The 16556-nt window shown below is 69.3% G+C and carries 13 protein-coding genes; 4 read left to right on the forward strand and 9 right to left on the reverse strand.

The window, feature by feature from the left end:
- Positions 1-91 precede the first annotated feature (91 nt).
- Both ACN9MV_RS04040 and ACN9MV_RS04045 read right to left on the reverse strand, forming a co-directional pair.
- On the reverse strand, positions 92-2329 hold the full coding sequence (locus tag ACN9MV_RS04040; RefSeq protein WP_426391374.1) for a protein-disulfide reductase DsbD family protein: 2238 nt from the start codon (positions 2327-2329) through the stop codon (positions 92-94).
- 43 nt (positions 2330-2372) lie between these two features.
- Positions 2373-3146, reverse strand: a complete 774-nt coding sequence (locus tag ACN9MV_RS04045) for an alanyl-tRNA editing protein (RefSeq protein ID WP_097200261.1) — start codon at positions 3144-3146, stop codon at positions 2373-2375.
- A gap of 130 nt (positions 3147-3276) precedes the next feature.
- Between ACN9MV_RS04045 and ACN9MV_RS04050 the strand changes: the two genes are divergently transcribed.
- The gene (locus ACN9MV_RS04050; protein ID WP_426391375.1) at positions 3277-4650 is read left to right on the forward strand and encodes a PQQ-dependent sugar dehydrogenase; all 1374 of its coding nucleotides are present in this window, start codon (positions 3277-3279) and stop codon (positions 4648-4650) included.
- Between the two features lie 7 nt (positions 4651-4657).
- Here ACN9MV_RS04050 and ACN9MV_RS04055 read toward each other — a convergent pair whose 3' ends face one another.
- On the reverse strand, positions 4658-5221 hold the full coding sequence (locus tag ACN9MV_RS04055) for a GNAT family N-acetyltransferase (protein WP_426391376.1): 564 nt from the start codon (positions 5219-5221) through the stop codon (positions 4658-4660).
- An 18-nt stretch (positions 5222-5239) separates the two neighbouring features.
- Complete coding sequence (locus ACN9MV_RS04060; protein WP_426391377.1) at positions 5240-6262, reverse strand: zinc-binding alcohol dehydrogenase family protein; 1023 nt, start codon at positions 6260-6262, stop codon at positions 5240-5242.
- A gap of 85 nt (positions 6263-6347) precedes the next feature.
- On the opposite strand from ACN9MV_RS04060, the gene ACN9MV_RS04065 reads away from it, so the two are divergent.
- Positions 6348-7256 carry a LysR family transcriptional regulator gene (locus ACN9MV_RS04065; RefSeq protein ID WP_426391378.1) on the forward strand — a complete coding sequence of 303 codons (909 nt, stop codon included), beginning with the start codon at positions 6348-6350 and terminating at the stop codon, positions 7254-7256.
- 44 nt (positions 7257-7300) lie between these two features.
- Here ACN9MV_RS04065 and ACN9MV_RS04070 read toward each other — a convergent pair whose 3' ends face one another.
- From ACN9MV_RS04070 to pgaA, 5 genes are all read right to left on the reverse strand, one after another.
- Complete coding sequence (locus ACN9MV_RS04070; protein ID WP_093057232.1) at positions 7301-8098, reverse strand: SDR family oxidoreductase; 798 nt, start codon at positions 8096-8098, stop codon at positions 7301-7303.
- 83 nt (positions 8099-8181) lie between these two features.
- Positions 8182-8754 carry a poly-beta-1,6-N-acetyl-D-glucosamine biosynthesis protein PgaD gene (pgaD, locus tag ACN9MV_RS04075; RefSeq protein WP_093057233.1) on the reverse strand — a complete coding sequence of 191 codons (573 nt, stop codon included), beginning with the start codon at positions 8752-8754 and terminating at the stop codon, positions 8182-8184.
- Positions 8744-10021, reverse strand: a complete 1278-nt coding sequence (gene pgaC / locus ACN9MV_RS04080; RefSeq protein ID WP_093057234.1) for a poly-beta-1,6-N-acetyl-D-glucosamine synthase — start codon at positions 10019-10021, stop codon at positions 8744-8746. The genes pgaD and pgaC overlap by 11 nt, the downstream gene beginning before the upstream one ends.
- Complete coding sequence (pgaB, locus tag ACN9MV_RS04085) at positions 10018-12093, reverse strand: poly-beta-1,6-N-acetyl-D-glucosamine N-deacetylase PgaB (RefSeq protein WP_426393142.1); 2076 nt, start codon at positions 12091-12093, stop codon at positions 10018-10020. Before pgaB ends, pgaC begins: the two co-directional genes overlap by 4 nt.
- Complete coding sequence (pgaA, locus tag ACN9MV_RS04090; RefSeq protein ID WP_426391379.1) at positions 12093-14564, reverse strand: poly-beta-1,6 N-acetyl-D-glucosamine export porin PgaA; 2472 nt, start codon at positions 14562-14564, stop codon at positions 12093-12095. The genes pgaB and pgaA overlap by 1 nt, the downstream gene beginning before the upstream one ends.
- A gap of 402 nt (positions 14565-14966) precedes the next feature.
- On the opposite strand from pgaA, the gene ACN9MV_RS04095 reads away from it, so the two are divergent.
- Positions 14967-15809: a creatininase family protein gene (locus tag ACN9MV_RS04095; RefSeq protein WP_426391380.1), complete on the forward strand. Its 843-nt coding sequence runs from the start codon at positions 14967-14969 to the stop codon at positions 15807-15809.
- Positions 15810-15894: 85 nt separating this feature from the next.
- Positions 15895-16554: a response regulator gene (locus ACN9MV_RS04100; RefSeq protein ID WP_093057238.1), complete on the forward strand. Its 660-nt coding sequence runs from the start codon at positions 15895-15897 to the stop codon at positions 16552-16554.
- The last annotated feature ends 2 nt before the right edge of the window (positions 16555-16556 follow it).

Below are 16556 nucleotides of genomic sequence, written 5' to 3' on the forward strand. Positions count from 1 at the left end.
CAGCTTGAACTCCAAAACAAAATTCCAAACAACGAGTGCAGCTTAGAACGGTTTCTTCAAGTGCATGTGACAACCCATGTCACGGCGGTGGTCAAAGCGCGGCGAGCGCGGCGCGGACCTCGTCTTTACCGAGGATTTCGGTCAGCACGACCGGCGGCTTGCCCGGCGCCTGCAGCACGTACACCGGCACGCCGCTGCGGCCCAGCGCGGTGAGCGCCGCGGTGATGGCGGGGTCGCGCCGGGTCCAGTCGGCGCGCAGCATGGCGACCTTCTTGGCGTCGAAGTCGGCCAGCACTTGCGTGTCGGCCAGGGTGCTCTTCTTGTTGTACTGGCAGGTCACGCACCAGGCGGCGGTGAAGTCGATGAACACCGGATGGCCGGCGCCCGACAGCTCGGCCACGCGCTCGGCGGACCATGGCTGCCAGCGCTGGCTGGCGGTGCCCTGGGCAGATGCCAGTCTGGCCGGCTCCACCACTTGCAACACATTGCGGCCGATGGTGGCGGTGAGCACGGCGGTGAAGCCGATCAGCATCGTCGCGATCACGACCCGCGTGCGTCCGCGCAGCGTGAACGCCCAGACGATGGCGGCCAGGCAGACCAGCAGCGCGAGCAGCGTGCCCGCGCCATCGATGCCGCTTTGCTGGCCCAGCACCCACACCAGCCACGCCACGGTGGCGAACATCGGGAATGCGAGCAGGCGGCGCAGCGTGTGCATCCACGGGCCGGGCTTGGGCAGCAGGTGCGCGACGGCGGGCACGAAGCCGGCCAGCAGATACGGCAGCGCCAGCCCGAAGCCCAGCGCAACGAACAGCAGCAGCGCCTGGGCGGCCGGCAGGCCGATGGCGAAACCCATCGACGCGCCCATGAACGGCGCGGAGCACGGTGAGGCGATGACCACGGCGAGCACGCCGGAGAGGAAATCGTTGGCCAGCGGGTGCTTGGCCTGCGCGCTGCACACCGACGAGGGTGCGGCCCGGCCGAACTCGAACACGCCCACGAGGTTGAGCCCGATCAGCGTGAACAGCGCCGCCAGCGCCGCGACCACGCCCGGCGACTGCAGCTGGAAGCCCCAGCCCAGCCCGGCGCCGGCCGCGCGCAACGCGAGCATGCCGCCGCCCAGCGCGAGGAAGGACAGCATAACGCCGCCCGTGTAGGCCAGCCCGGCCTTGCGGTGCGCGCTGGCGTTGCCCGCCTGCCGCGCGAAGCCCAGCACCTTGATCGCGAGGATCGGGAACACGCAGGGCATGAGGTTGAGCAGCAGGCCACCGAGCAGCGCGCCAAGCAGGGCGGCCATGAAGGTGGTCGAGGAGGGGGCGGGCAGCTCGCCGGCCGGCGTTGCTGCTGCGCCGTTGTTGGCAGCGTTGGCGGTGAGCGCGGCCTGCAGCGCCGGCGACACCTCGGCGCGCGGCGCCGCGCCCGCGGGCCAGGCGCCCGTGACCGGCGCTTCGGCGCGCCAGGCCACCGGCTGTCCGGCTTGCCGGTCGGCCTCGGCCAGCGCCACCACCACCGGCATCACCGTGGGGCTGGCGCTGCGCTGGTCGGCCAACGGCATCGTCGCGGTCCAGATGCCGCCCTGCCAGGATTGGGTCCAGTCCTTGCCGGAGACGGCCGCGGTGCGGATCACCTCGGGAGTCTCGGGGAAGAAGCCCAGTGTCTTGCCCTGCACTGCGGCCGGCAGGCCTTCGAGCCGCACCTTCAGGTTGTGGCCGTCGACTTCGACGGTGCCGGGTTTGGCCAGCGGCTGGGGCTGGGCTGCCGCGGCAGTGTCGAAATCGGCCTTGTGCAGCGCGGTCGAGCCTTGCAGCGGCAGGGCCAGCGTGAACGTGCCCTCTTCGGGAATGCATTCCTTGCGGCAGACCAGCCAGGAGGCCTTGAGCTGGATGTCCATCGCTGGCGTGCCGCCCAGCGCCACCGGCGGCTTGTAGAGCGTGGACACCTCCAGCGGCACCGGCAGCAGCACGGTGTTCTCGTAGCCGTAGTTGGCGAGGCTGCCGACCGGAATCTTCTTCGGCACCGGCCAGGCGATTTCGCCGGTGGACACGCCGGCCGGCAGGGTCCACGTCATCTCGGTGGGCAGGCCCGAATCGCCGGCGTTCTTCCAGTAGGTGTGCCACTCGGGCTGGTGCGTGATCTGCAGGCCGACCCACACCGGGGCGCCGGGCGTCACGCCGTCGGGGGCGTGGGCGATCAGTTCGGCGCGTACGTGGGGAGTGGTTACAACCGCGCCCGGCTTGGATGGCAGGCTGGAGGTCGATTGCGCCGCAGCCGGCATGCTGGCTGCGGCTGTTGCTATCAGAAGCGTAGCGAAATGGATGCGCGAAAAGATCATGCCGTCAGTCGGAGCATTCAGTGGGGGCGAAGTTCCGGGTGTTTCAGGCGGCCAAATCGGCTGATGAGGCCCAGCCCAGCACCACGCGCCGGCTGTTGGCGCTTTTCTTCTCGATCTTGGTGACCACTACCGCCCCGATTTCCGAAGTGTTTGCAACATGCGTGCCGCCGCAGGGCTGGAAGTCGATCTGCGCGTCGCCTTCGCCCGTTCCGCCGATGCGGATGGTGCGCACCGTGCCCGTACCGCGAGGCGGCTGCACGCTCATGCTCTTGACCAGCGCGGGGTTGGCGTCGAGTTCTTCGTCGGTAATGGCGCCCACGGTCAGCGGGTGGGAGGCTTCGACCAGCCTGGCGAGGCCGGCGGTCAGCGCTTCCTTGTCCAGCGGGTCGGTCATGTGAAAGTCGAGCCGTGCGTACTCGGGGGTGATGGAGCAGCCGTTCACCGGCTGCGGCACCAGATGGCACAGGAGATGGGTGGCGGTGTGGAAGCGCATGAGCCGGTGGCGGCGCTCCCAGTCGAGGCGGGCGGTGACGGTGTCGCCGGGCTTCAGCGCGGCCAGCAGCTCGGCTTGCTCGGGGGCCGGCACGTGGACGAATTCATTGGTCGGCAGGCCCTCCGCATCCTTGGCCTTGCGGGTGTCGGCGATGACCAGTTCACGCCCGTCGGCCAGGGCCAGCACGCCGCTGTCTCCAGCCTGCCCGCCGCCCAGCGGGTAGAACACGGTGCGGTCCAGCACGATGCCGGTGTCGTCGATGCGCAGCACGCGGGCCTCGCAGGTGCGCAGGTAGGCGTCGGCACGGAACAGGTCGTCGGTCATCCGGCGATGGTAGCGGCGATGCGCAAATGAGGTGCGCCCACGCCAGAAAGCGCCCACGACCGACAACCCCGGGGCCGCCCGGCTGTGGATGATCCGGTGCATGCGGCCCCCGGCCGCGCAAGGACCATGCATGAATGAACCGCAGCAAGCACCCACCCGCACAGTGTTTCCCTGGCAGACGACCGCCCGGGCCCTGGTCGCCGCACTGCTGGTCGCCGGCTGCGGCGAGGCCGCCAAGCTGGCGCCCGAGCTGACCACCGGCCCCCGCCCACAGCTGGCCGAGCCGAACAAGACCCTGATTCCCACCGTCAACGTGGCCACCGCCGTCGGCTGGACCGACACCGCCTCGCCCACCCCGGCCGAAGGCCTGCAGGTGACGGCGCTGGCACGCGGCCTCGACCACCCGCGCTGGGTCTACACCCTGCCCAACGGCGACATCCTCGTGGCCGAGAGCAACAAGCCGCCCAAGCCTGGCGGCGCCGCCACCGATGGCGGCGATGGCCTCATGGCCAAGATCCGCAACTGGGTCATGGGCAAGGTCATGGGCCGCGCCGGCGCCGGCGTGCCCAGCGCCAACCGCATCACCCTGCTGCGCGACGCCAACGGCGACGGCCTGGCCGAAGTCAGGCAGGTGTTCATGACCAACCTGATGTCGCCCTACGGCATGGCGCTGGTCGGCAACGAACTCTTCATCGCCAATGCCGATGCGCTGGTGAAGGTGCCCTACACAGAAGGCCAGACCTCCATCAGCGCCAACCCCACGCTGGTGACGCCGCTGCCCGCCGGCATCAACCATCACTGGACCAAGAACGTGATCGCCAATGCCGACGGCAGCAAGCTCTACGTGACGGTCGGCTCCAACAGCAACATCGGCGAGAACGGACTCGCGGCCGAAGAGGGCCGCGCCGCCATCTGGGAAGTCGACACGAAGACCGGCGAGAAGCGCCTGTTCGCCAGCGGCCTGCGCAACCCCAACGGCATGGGCTGGGACCCGGACACCAAGGCACTTTGGACCGTGGTGAACGAGCGAGACGAAATCGGCAGCGACCTCGTGCCCGACTACCTCACCTCGGTGAAAGACGGCGCCTTCTACGGCTGGCCCTGGAGCTACTACGGCGGCATCGTCGATGCGCGCGTGACGCCGCAGAACCCCGAGATGGCGGCCAAGGCCATCGCACCCGACTACGCGCTGGGCTCGCACGTCGCGCCGCTGGGCCTGGCGTTCTCGCGCGCGGGCGGCATGCCCGAGCAGTTCGCCAGCGGCGTCTTCATCGGCGAGCACGGCTCGTGGAACCGCAAGCCCAAGTCGGGCTACAAGGTGGTGTTCGTGCCCTTCATCGGCGGCAAGCCCAGCGGGCCGCCGGTCGACGTGCTGACCGGCTTCCTGACGGCCGACGAGAAGGCGCAGGGCCGGCCGGTGGGCGTGGCGCTGGACAAGGGCGGCGCGCTGATCGTGGCGGACGACGTGGGCAACGCCGTATGGCGTGTGTCGAAGGCGAGGTAACGCTTCTTCAGCGCTGGATTCGGTAGAGGCGGTGCCGGCGCAGCGGATGCCCCTCGGGCACCAGCGGGTGATCGAATGCACCGGCCACGTCTTCCTTCATGCCGATGCGTTCCATGACCGCTGCCGATCGGGTGTTGTTCCAGGCGGTGAATGCCACGATCTCGGCGAGCCCGAGCTTTTCGAAGCCGACCTGCAGCGCACCGCGCGCTGCCTCGCTCGCAAACCCCTGGCCCCACCACTTGCGAGCGAAGCGCCAGCCGATCTCGACGCATGGCGAAAACGGCAGGTCGGCCAGCGGCGAGTTCAGCCCGGTAAAGCCCATGAACTCGCCGGACGCCTTGTGCTCCACGGCCCAGAAGCCCCAGCCGTTCCCGGCAATACGCGTCCTGATGCGCTCGACCATCGCATCGCTGTCGGCCTGCGTGGCCAGCGGCAGCAGAAATTCCATCACCTGCGGGTCGCAGGCAAGCGCAAAAAATGGCGCGAGATCGCTCTCGCGCCATTGGCGCATCCGCAGGCGTTCGGTTTCGAATTCGATGATGAGGCGAGGACGGGCAGCGTTATCGGTCATGCGACCGATTGTGCTGACTCAGAACCCCGCCAGCACCACCTTGCCCTGCGCCTTGCCGCTTTCGACCAGCGCATGTGCACGCTGAAGGTTCGCGGCGTTGATGGTGCCGAAGCTCGCGTTCGCCGTCGTGCGGATCCGGCCCGCGTCGACCAGCGCCGCCACTTCCGCCAGCAGCGCGCCCTGCTCGGCGATGTCCGGCGTCTCGAAGCGAGAGCGCGCGAACATCATTTCCCAGTGCAGCGAGATGCACTTGGTCTTCAGCGGCATCGCGTCGAACACCTTCATGTCGTCGATCACCGCCAGCTGGCCCTGGGGCTTGAGGCTTTCGATGATCTGCGCGTAGTGCTGCTCGGTCTGCGTGAGGCTGGCGACCATGTCGACTTCGCCGATGCCGGCCGCCTTGAGCTCGGCCGCGAGCGGCTTCGAATGGTCGATGACCACGTGTGCACCCAACTCCAGGCACCATGCGCGCGTTTCGGCACGCGAGGCGGTGGCGACGATGCGCAGCTTGGTGAGCTGGCGCGCCAGCTGGATGAGGATGGAGCCCACGCCGCCCGCGCCACCGGTAATCAGCAGCGTCTGGCCTTCGCCGCCGCCAGCACTACCGTTTTTGGGCACCTGCAGGCGGTCGAACAGCAGCTCGTACGCGGTGATGGTGGTCAGCGGCAGCGCGGCGGCCTGTGCGTCGTCCAGGCTCTTCGGCGCGAGGGCGGCGATGCGTTCGTCCACCGCGTGCAGCTCGGCATTCGCGCCTGGCCGGATGATCGAGCCCGCGTAGTACACGCGATCGCCCACCTTGAAGTTCTTCACGCCGCTGCCGATGGCCTCGACCGTGCCGACGGCGTCCCAGCCCAGCACCTTGGCCTGGCCGGCCTCGGGCGCGGCGTTCTTGCGGACCTTGGTATCCACCGGGTTGACCGACACCGCCTTCACGCGCACCAGCAGGTCGCGGGGGCCCGCCACGGGGGCGGGCAGCTCGATGTCCTGCAGCGATTCGGGGTTGTCGATGGGGAGGGGCTGGTAATAGCCGACGGCTTTCATGACGGGAACCTTTCAGTAACGATGCCTCGAATGTAGGATCGCAAGACTGGTTTGATAAGGTGGCTCAAACCAGCAACACTTTCAAATGAAGATTGAAAATCTCTCCGACCTGCAGGTGCTGGTGCACACGGCGCGTGGCGGCACGCTCACGGCGGCGGCGCATGCGCTGGGCATCACGCCCGCGGCCGCCAGCGCCACGCTCAAAAGGCTGGAGGCCCAGCTCGGCGCGCGCCTGTTCGAGCGCTCCACCCGCGCCATGCGCCTCACGCCGCAGGGCCAGACGCTGCTCGACTACGCGGTGCGTGCGTTCGAGCTGCTGGACGAGGGCGAATCGCTGGTCACGGCCGACCGCGGCGAGCTGGTCGGCACGCTGCGCGTGGCCTCGCCGTCCGATCTCACGCGCAGCACGCTGATGCCGTGGTTCGACGAATTCCTGGCGCTGCACCCCGGCGTGCAGTTGTCGCTTTCGGTGGGCGACCGCCCGCTGGACGTGATGCGAGACGAGGTCGACGTGGCGCTGCGCTACGGCGCGCTGGCCGATTCGCGGCTGGTGGCGCGGCCCTTCGCCCTGACCAACCCGGTGCTCACCGCCTCGCCCGATTACCTGCGCCGCAATTCCGCGCCGAAGGTGCCGCAAGACCTGGTGCACCACAACTGCCTGACCTTCAATCGCTCGGGGCGGCGGCATCGCGTTTGGCGGTTTGCGCAGAACGGGCAGTGGACCGAGGTGCGAGTGAACGGCAATCGCAGCGTGGATGACGCCTCGCTGGCGCGCGAATGGACGGTGGCGGGGTATGGCGTGTCGCTCAAGTCGGCGCTTGATGTGCGTAACGACATTCGTGAAGGGCGCCTCGTGCGGCTGCTGCCTGAATGGGAGACCGAGCCTTACCCGCTGCATGCGCTGTTGCCGAGTGGGCGCTTCGTGCCTGCGCGGGTACGGGCTTTTGTCGACTTTCTTGCTTTGAAGTTCGAGACTTTGCTGGCTTTGGGGTGAGGTTTTTTCCGGGGCCGGGACTCGCCCCGGCGGGCGACTTGCCCTCAGATCATTGGGGTGACGGCGCCGTCCATCGCCACGATGGCGCCGGTCACGTAGCTCGCCTTCGGCGATGCCAGGAATACGACCGTGTTGGCGATCTCTTCGGGCGTTGCGATGCGGCCCAGCGGCAAGCGGGCCTTGGCGCGCTGCAGTGCTTCGTCGGTGCCGATGCCTTGCAGTTTCGCGTCGGCCTTCATGCCTTCCTGCAGCCGCTCGGTCAGCGTGAGTCCGGGGTTCACCGCGTTCACGCGCACGCCCTTGGCGGCGTAGGCAGCGGCCATGCCGGCGCTCACCAGCATCAGCGCCGCATTGGCCGCGCCGCCGGCCATGTGCACGGGGCTCGCGACTTTGCCGCCCTGGCCGATCACGTTGACGATGGCGCCGCGGCCGCGTTGGCCCATGCGCTTCACGACCGGGTCGATCATGTGGATGTAGGTGAAGTACTTCGCGTCCATCGCGTCGTGCCACGACGCGGCGGTCAGATCGTCGGGCGGGGTGCGGCGCGCGGCGCCGGCCGAGTTGACTAGCACGTCGACCGCGCCGAAGGCTTTCTCTGCCGCATCGAGCGCGGCCACTGCGCTGGCCGGGTCCTTGAGGTCGGCCGCATGCACGGAGACCCGGCCTTCGGCCTGCGCGAAGGTCTCGATCAGCGTCTTGCGGCCCTGCTCCAGGTTGGCGATGTCGCGTGACACGAGGCTCACGCGCGCGCCTTCGCGCAAAAAGCCCAGTGCGCAGGCCAGGCCGATGCCCTTGCTGCCGCCGGTGATGAGTACGTGCTGGTCCTGGAGCTGGAGGTCCATGAAAGAGTCCTTGCCGTGATGAGTGGTGTGAATCGGCGATTGAAGCACCGCCTCGAAACCCCTGCACGGACGCGGCTGTGCCCTCAGCGCCGCGCGGCCGCGCGCTGCAGCGGCTCGGGCTCCAGCGCGCCCGGCGCGGTGTCGGTGGCGTCGCGCAGGTGGCCGTTGTTGTCGTGGTGCACCAGCAGCTGCCGCGTGCGCTGCCAGGCCGACAGCCGCGCGGGCGGCACCTCGATGTACGAAGCCAGCGCGAACAGCGACGACTGCTCCTGCTCCGGCGGGGCCTCGCGCCGATGCTGGCGGCGGCGCCACGGCGCCATCGCCAGCATCGACACCAGGATCACGCCGATCACCACCGCATACAGGCCCAGCAGGTGCAGCACCTCGGGTTGCGAGCGCGCGCCCAGCACATAGGGCCACGCATACCAGACCGCGCAGAACCAGATCGCGATGGTGATGGCCGGGCGCAGCACGCGCAGCCACAGGTACATGGCCAGCGTGCGCTGCGGCGAGCGGCCGCTGCCGAACGCGCGCAGCGAGATGCGCGCGGCGTCGATGATCGGTTCGTCCACGGCGGGCTGCCCCCAGGAGCGCTGGCGGCTCGGCGGCGGTTTGTCGTCGTGCGGGCGGCTGTGGGCATGGGTCTCAAGGTGCATCGGAAACTCCTCGGTCAGGGCTCGTCCACACCGCGCGCTTGCCGCGGCGGCGTATCAGAGCGTTGGGAAGGGCGACGACGGTGCTCGCCATCGTGATGGTCCAGAAAGCGATCGGATACCAGATCGTTCCGGCGAAATAGCGCATCAGGTCGCGGTCGTAGCGGCGGTCGATCCACAGGCTCAGCAGCATCTGCAGGATGCAGGTCATGGCCAGCAGCGTGCCCTGCCAGTGCGGCAGCAATGCCGAGTGCCAGGACGAGTCGGCCGGCAGGAACGGCCGCACCAGGCTGACGAGCAGCACCCCGGCCATCGCATAGGCCCAGACCACGCTCGTCATGTACTCGAAGTAGATGAGCCACATGCGCCAGTGGCGCGGCCGCAGGATCTTCGAGGTGTAGCGCAGCATGGTCTGGATGCCGCCGACGGCCCAGCGCAGGCGCTGCTTCCAGAGACCGCGCAAGGTCTCAGGCATCAGAATCCAGCACAGCGCGCGCGGCTCGAAGCGCAGCTGCCAGCCGCCGAGCTGGAGCTTCCAGCTCATGTCGATGTCCTCGGTGAGCACGTCGGGGCTCCAGAAACCCACTTCCAGCACGGCGCGGCGGCGGAACATGGCAATCACGCCCGACACCGTGAACAACGTGCCCACCAGCTGCTGCGATCGCTTGATGAGCCCGATGATCGAAGAGAACTCGCCCACCTGCATGCGCCCCAGCAGCGTGGTGCGGGTGCGGATGCGCGGGTTGCCGGTGACCGCGCCGATGCGCTCCGACGCCAGCATCGGCTGCAGCATCCACGCAATGGCGTCCTCGTCGATCAGCGCGTCGCCGTCGATGCCCAGGATGTATTCGCCGCGCGCGAGCTGGCAGGCGGTGTTGAGCCCGACTGCTTTACCCTGGTTGCTGGCGTTGTGGATCACGCGCAGGCGGCCGTACTCCTTCGTCATCTCGTCGAGCAGCTCGCCGGTGCCGTCGGTGCTGCCGTCGTTCACGGCAATGACCTCGTAGTGCGGGTAGCGCGTGCGCATCAGCTGCTCGATCACCTCGCGCAGGTGCGGCGCTTCGTTGAAGCATGGCACCACCACCGTGACCAGCGGGTGCGAGGGCAGCAGGGTGAGCGGGTTCACGTCGACGTCGCGCTTGCGCTCGAACACCCACGCATGCGAGAGGCCGCCCGCCATCCACACATAGGCCATGAAGAACGGGTAGTAGAAGACGAAGCCGAACAGCAGCGTGGGCAGCGTCTGCGCGAGGAACTGTGTGGTGGTCATGGCGACCGTTCTCCTGGCGCGGCTTGCGCGGGCTGTGCGGGAGTTTCCGCGGCGGAAGGCGTGCGCAATGCGCGCGGCAGCAGCGTGCGCACCGAGATCGCGCGGCGCACGGTCTCCAGCGATGGCTGGTTATCGAGGAAGTCGTCGGGGTAGTAGCCCAGGTGGCGCACGCCGGCGCGCTGCAGCAGCGTCCACTGGCGCGCGAGCTCCGCGTCGGGCACGGGCTTGCCGGTGCGCCAGTCGCGCGCCTGCAGCTCGAACACCGTGCCGTCGAGGCCACGCGGCGTATCGGCCACGCGACGCGCGAGCCGGCCCAGCCACGCGTCCGCATCGGTCTCGCGCTCCATGCGCGGCATCGCCATCAACGCGACGTAGTCGTAGGCGGCGAGCGAGGCTTCGTAGTTCTGCGCGAACCACTGCTCGGCCTGGGGCTCCAGCACCGGGCGCGCGTAGAGGTTGCGCGCAGTTTCCAGCGCGGGCCGCCAGGCACCCACGCGCGCGGCGAGCTCCTGCGTGAACGCGATCAGGTAGCGGGTCTTGGCGGTGGTCCAGCGCGCCATCAGTTCCGGGTTCGCGCGGATCGCGGCCACGTCTGCCGGCAGGCCCCATTGCGCATAGGTGGCCAGCGCGGCGGGGCTCGCGTCCTCGTCGTCCGACAGGGTCGCGTCGTCGTGGAACAGCAGGCCTTCGAAGAAGGCGTGGCTGCCAAGGTCTTCGTAGATGTCGCCGACCAGCGCGCGCACCGCGGGGTCGAAGGGCGTGAGCCGTTGGTAGCGGTCGGCCGGCATCGTACCGCCCTGCGCCGTCACCGTGTGCGTGGCGAGCGGGTTCGCGGCCGGCAGCCGGAAGGCCGTTACCGGCATCCACGCGTAGACCTTCACGCCGGTGCGGCTGCGCAGTTGCCACGCAGCGCGGCCGAACAGGTCGGCGCGCACCGGCAGATGGCGGTTGGGAAAGTACAGCGCGTCGGCCACGCCGTCGCCGTCGGGGTCGGCATAGGCCTGCAGGAACACCGCGCGCGGGCGCACGGCGGCCACGCGGTCGATCAGCGCCGAGAGGTTGCGCTCCTGCTGGGCCGGGTCGGGGTCGTACACGTAGTCGAGGTCGACGTGCATCACGCGGTTGACGGGCCGCACTTCGCCACCCACGGGGCTGCGCAGCAGTTGCGCGTATTCGGGTGCCTCGTTGTCGTAGGCAGCGAGCGCACGGCGGATGCGCGAGAGCGGCACGGCGGGCGTGTTCGAGCCGTCGTCCAGCGTGAAGGTGATGGGCATGCCCGCGCGCGCGGAGGCTTTCAGCGCCGCGTCGTTGTAGGCGCCGTAGGGCCACACCATGGCGCGCACCTTCGCGCCGGTGCGTTTCTCGATGAGCTCGCGGCTGCGGCGCAGGTCGGTCTCGATGCGCCGGGTGTAGGCGGCGTCGTTCTCGTAGCGGCCGGTCTTCGGGTCGTAGCGGTGCGTGGCCGCGGCCGGCAACATGTTGCCCTGCGGGTTGGCGAGGATGCCGGTGTGCATTGCGTCGGTATGGCTCGCGAACTCGACGAGGCCCGAGCGCGCCATCTCGGCGGCTTCGCTCCACAGCAGGAAGTCTTCGCGCGGCGCGGGCTTGTCGCCCCAGTGCACCTGCTGGCCTTGGGGCACTTCGAGCCAGCTGGTCACCAGCGCCATCAGCGCGGGGTAGTTGTAGCGCTTGAGCAGCGGAAACACCTTGGTGTAGGCGCTGCGGTAGCCATCGTCGAAGGTCAGCAGCACGGGCCTGGGCGGCAGCGGCTTGCCGCCGGCGCGCGCGTCGACGATCTGCTGCAGGCTCACCGGGTGGTAGCCGCTGTATTGCAGCCAGGCGAACACTTCGGCGAAGGTGCGCTCGTCCACGGCAGTCTCGTCGGGCGAGGTCTCGAAGCTCGCACGCACGTTGGTGCGCACGTCGTGGAAGGAGATCACGCGAAAGCTCAGGCCGTCGTCGGGGTCGGCGCTCGGCAGCGGCTGTGCGAGGGCCGGCAGGCAGAGCGCCAGCAGCAGCCATGGCAGGGCTGCGCGCAGGAAGGTGAAAGGGTTCTTCGTCGTTCTTCGCATCACGGCAGGGGCGTCGAGAGGTTCAGGAAGACGCCGCGCTGTCGTTCGCGCACGCCGTCGTAGGGATGGCTGGAAATGCTCAGGCCGTAGCGCAGCGCGAGTTTGGGGCCGAGGTTCCAGCGGTGCTCGTAGCGCAGGGTCCACATCGGGCCGCTGCCGAAGCCGGCCTGCCGGTAGCTGCCACCGCCGAGCTCCACGGCCTGGAAGAACTGGCGGTCGTCGCTCTTCCAGTTGAGCCATTGCGCGCGCACGCTGAGTTGCACGCTGCTGTCGCTCGAGGGGTTGAAGTAGGGCGCGGTGTCGATGGCGCGGCCGCGGCTCGCGTCGGCGCCAAGCTTCGTCTCGAGCTGGAAGCCCGGCGTGCTGACCCAGCGCTCGCTCCAGCCGATGTCGAAGCCGTTGCGCAGGTTGCCGTCGCTGAAGTCCAGCTGCTGCCACTTCAGGTCGAAGCGGCGCGACTCGTTCACCACATAGCCCACGCTCGCGCCGGCTTCGCGCGCGCCGATGCCGGCCACGCGCGCCTTCCACGGCAGCTCCTTGCTGTCGCCGTCATAGGTGGCCGACAGCCGCCACGCGTCGCCCGCGCGGTAGTCGAGCCGGCCGGCCACGCTGTTGCGGTAGGGGCCGCTGTTGGCGTGCTGCAGCGCGCCTTCGGCCAACCAGCGGCCGCGCTGCCAGCCCAGGCCGAGGCCGCCGCGCGCCCAGTTGGCGTTGCCGATGTCGGTGACGCCGCGGCCCAGCGACTGGTCGTAGAACATGCGCCACTGGTCGTCGATGAGGCCGGAGCTGAGCCGGCTGTCGATGCGCCATTCGCGGTTGGCGATGGCCGCGCCGCCGGAGGAGGCTTCGGCGTCCACGTCGAGCCGCGGGCCGACCTGGGCGCGGCGCTTGCGCTCCATGTCGCGCACCTGCACCGAGTCCGGCAGGTCGGCTGCGAGCGATTCGGCGCGTCGGCGGGCTTCGGCGAATTCGCCAGCATCGAGCAGGGCCTCGACATGGCCGGTGCGCGCGCCGATGTCGTAGGGCGAGTCGGCCGCCAGCGCCTCGAAGCGCGCGAGCGCGGCTTCGGGGTGTTCGCGCAGGCGCTCGGTGAGGGCTGCGCCGTAGGCATAGCCCGGGTTGAGCGGCGCTTCGCGCGTCAGCACCGAGAAGCTCTGCTGCGCCAGCGCCGGCCGGTCTGTGTAGAGCTGCGTCAGGCCGCGCAGGCCGCTCACGTCGGTGTACTCGCCGTTGGGTCGGCCGGCTTCGGGCGTGAGGCGCAGGAGAGCCGGCGTGCCGTGCTCCAGCCGCTGCAGCAGCGCCTCGGCGTCCTCGAAGCGGCCTGTGTCCTGGTAGGCGTAGAGCAATCCGAAGTAGAGCGGGTCGGGCGTCTGCAGCTCGGCGCCGCCGCGTGCCACGGCCGCCTCGTAGACCGGCACGGCCTCGGCCGAGCGGCGCTCCTGCGCGAGGGCGCGTGCCGCGGCCCCGAGGCCGTAGAAGGGCAGCTCCATGCCAGTGGCGCGCGCCGTGTCGTAGAGCGCGATGGCGTCGGCCGGGCGGCCGCTTTCGACCAGCGCCAGCAGGCGGTCGGACAGCAGGCGCACGCGCACGGTGCGCCATGCATCGGCGTCGCTGGCGTCCGCCTTCAGGGCCGCGGCATCGGCCCGTGCCATCGCGGCCTCCTGGTCGGCGAGCACGCGGTCGAGCGCGACGAGGCGCTCCGCGCCCAGTCGCTGGTCGCGCGCCTGGATCGCCCAGCGCAGCCGCTGCGCCAGCGCCTCCTGCTGCAGGGTCGAGAGCGCCAGCGGCGAGAAGCTGCCCGGCGCGGCACGCTCCGCCGCCTCTGCGTCTTCGAAGGCGCTCGATGCGGCGCCGGCGCTGGCGAGCAGGAAGTCGGCCTCGCGGCGGATGTCGCGGCGTTCGGGCCGCAGCGCACCGGCCTCGGTGTAGGCAGCGAGCGCCTGCAGCGGGTCTTTCGCCGCGCGCGCCAGGGCGGCGCGCAGCTCCAGCAGCGCGACGCGGTCTTCGATCTGCGTGGGCGCCGGCTGCGACAGCGCGCGGTACAGCGCCTGCGCGCCCGCGACGTCGCCGCTGTCGATGCGCCACCAGGCTTCGTGCAGGCGGGGCTCGCGCGCTCCGGGTTGCCGGGCGCGCCAGACGGCCACGGCCTCGCCCTGCAGGGCGAGCTCATGAGTGCGCCGCGCGGCAAGCGCGAGCGGGCCCAGGGCGTAGTCGCTCAGCTTCGACGGTGCGAACTGGCGGCCCAGCGCCACGGCTTCGGCGAACTGGCCGTCGCCAGCGGCGATCGCGATGGCATCGGAAGCCACGCGCTGGCGGGCGTCGTCGCCGATGGGCGCCGCGAGCCAGGCCTTCAATTGCTGGAGCGCCTGGGTCGCGGTAACGCGGCCTTCGCGCCGCGCGACGATCAGCGCATCGTGCTGCCGGACGTCGTAGGTCGTGGCGGCGATAGCGGCAGACGGCTGCGCGAGCACTGCGGGCGTGACGAGGGCCAGTGCGCAGGCTGCTAGAGGTGGAAATCCTTGTGATGTATGTGCAAGGCGATGAGACAACGAGCAGGCGAGCGCAGCTTTGCGCCCGGCCATGACCGTGCCTCCAGCTTTTTTCTGGATGAACACTCTGCTCCCTTGAATTCGGACGGCGGTTTCCGGCGACCGAAGCCGCAGCGAAAACCGGGTCGCCAGCGTATGTGACAGGCCGGCAACCTTGAAAACTCACTTGGGAATCACTCTAGAGAGGATCATTAACAATGGCAAACCAAAGTGTCACGAACTGGTTGTATGTGTGAACAGATTCGCGTTTTTGGCATCCCCGTCGTTTACTTTTGTGGTCCGGAAGCCATCGATGCCGGCTCGCGACCGGCCTAAGATCGCGCGATGAACGCTGCTACCCAGGCCCCTTCGCCTTCGCTACTTCCCCGCTTCTGGTCCCGCCTCACCACGCGCGACTTTGCGTCGCTCGATGCGGCAACCACCGTCGCGGTGCTGCCGCTGGGCGCGACCGAGCAGCACGGCCCACACCTGCCGCTGGGCGTGGATACGGTGCTGGCAGACGGCATCGTCGCCGCTTCGCTGCCCCTGCTGCCGGCCGAACTGCCGGTGCTCTTCCTGCCGACCCAGCAGATCGGCCTGAGCCCCGAGCACGCGCGCTTCGCGGGCACGCTCACGCTGTCGGCCGAGACTTTGATCCGCCTGTGGAACGAGATCGGCGCGGGCGTGGCACGCGCGGGCGTGAAGAAGCTGGTGCTGTTCAATGCACACGGCGGCCATGTGGGCGCGATGGACATCGTGGCGCGCGAGCTGCGCGCGGCACACGGGCTTATTGTCTACAGCGTGAGTTGGTTCAACCTGCCGCTGGGCGACGCGGGCGCGCAGTTCAGTGCGCAGGAGCACCGCTTCGGCGTGCACGCGGGCGAGATCGAGACTTCGATGATGCTGGCGCTGACGCCGCAACTCGTGCGCATGGGCGAGGCGCAAGACTTCCGCTCCACTTCCGAGCAACGCGCGGCCGACTACGCGATCCTGGGCAACGGCAAGAGTGCCAAGCTCGGCTGGGCCATGGAGGACTACAACGCCCATGGCGCCGCCGGCAACGCGGCTGCGGCCACGGCAGAGCATGGCCAGGCGGTGATCGATGCGGCAGCGAGGCAACTGGCGCTGCTGCTGGCAGAGGTGTCGCGGCTGCCGCTGAGCACGGCAAATACCGGCCCACTGCCTTGAGTTGATGGCGCCCCCGTGGCGTTAACGTTGACCTAACGGTTCTGCGCTACCTTCGCGGCGCACCAACCAAACAACGGGAGACGGCGTGCGCGTGCTGCTTGTCGAAGACGACGAAATGATCGGGAAGAGCCTGCTGCGCGGCCTCGAGAGATCGGGCTGGGCGGTGGACTGGGTGCGCGACGGCCTGCTCGCGCGCAGCGCTCTGGCCGATGGCGACTACACCTGCGTGCTGCTGGACCTGGGCCTGCCCGGAATGGACGGCATCGAGGTGCTGCGCCACGCGCGCGGCCTCAAGAACGACACGCCGATCCTCATCCTCACCGCGCGCGACGGCCTCGGCCAGCGCGTGGAAGGGCTCGACCTCGGCGCCGACGACTACCTGCTCAAACCCTTCGAGTTGCCCGAACTGCTGGCGCGCATGCGTGCGGTGGTGCGCCGCCGCCACGGCGCCTCCAACTCCATCATCGGCAGCGGCAAGGTGCAGCTCGACCTCACCACGCGCGAGGTGCTCTACCAGGGCACGCGCGAAACACTCTCGGCCCGCGAGTTCGCGCTGATGCACGCCATGCTCGAGCGCCCCGGTGCGATCCTGTCGCGCGAGCAGCTGGAGAACCGCATCTACGGATGGGGCGAGGAGGTGATGAGCAACGCCGTCGACGTGATCATCCACAACATGCGGCGCAAGCTCGGTGCCGACACCATCCGCAACGTGCGCGGCCTGGGCTGGCGCGTGGTGGATTCATGAGT

It is taken from the genome of Variovorax sp. R-27, assembly GCF_049913215.1.
GTDB lineage: Bacteria > Pseudomonadota > Gammaproteobacteria > Burkholderiales > Burkholderiaceae_C > Variovorax.

Excerpts from the sequence above, each read along its gene's own strand:
- ACN9MV_RS04040 (WP_426391374.1), bottom strand. The coding sequence starts at position 2,329 with ATGATCTTTTCGCGCATCCATTTCGCTACGCTTCTGATAGCAACAGCC.
- ACN9MV_RS04045 (WP_097200261.1), bottom strand. The coding sequence starts at position 3,146 with ATGACCGACGACCTGTTCCGTGCCGACGCCTACCTGCGCACCTGCGAG.
- ACN9MV_RS04050 (WP_426391375.1), top strand. The coding sequence starts at position 3,277 with ATGAATGAACCGCAGCAAGCACCCACCCGCACAGTGTTTCCCTGGCAG.
- ACN9MV_RS04055 (WP_426391376.1), bottom strand. The coding sequence starts at position 5,221 with ATGACCGATAACGCTGCCCGTCCTCGCCTCATCATCGAATTCGAAACC.
- ACN9MV_RS04060 (WP_426391377.1), bottom strand. The coding sequence starts at position 6,262 with ATGAAAGCCGTCGGCTATTACCAGCCCCTCCCCATCGACAACCCCGAA.
- ACN9MV_RS04065 (WP_426391378.1), top strand. The coding sequence starts at position 6,348 with ATGAAGATTGAAAATCTCTCCGACCTGCAGGTGCTGGTGCACACGGCG.
- ACN9MV_RS04070 (WP_093057232.1), bottom strand. The coding sequence starts at position 8,098 with ATGGACCTCCAGCTCCAGGACCAGCACGTACTCATCACCGGCGGCAGC.
- pgaD (WP_093057233.1), bottom strand. The coding sequence starts at position 8,754 with ATGCACCTTGAGACCCATGCCCACAGCCGCCCGCACGACGACAAACCG.
- pgaC (WP_093057234.1), bottom strand. The coding sequence starts at position 10,021 with ATGACCACCACACAGTTCCTCGCGCAGACGCTGCCCACGCTGCTGTTC.
- pgaB (WP_426393142.1), bottom strand. The coding sequence starts at position 12,093 with ATGCGAAGAACGACGAAGAACCCTTTCACCTTCCTGCGCGCAGCCCTG.
- ACN9MV_RS04095 (WP_426391380.1), top strand. The coding sequence starts at position 14,967 with ATGAACGCTGCTACCCAGGCCCCTTCGCCTTCGCTACTTCCCCGCTTC.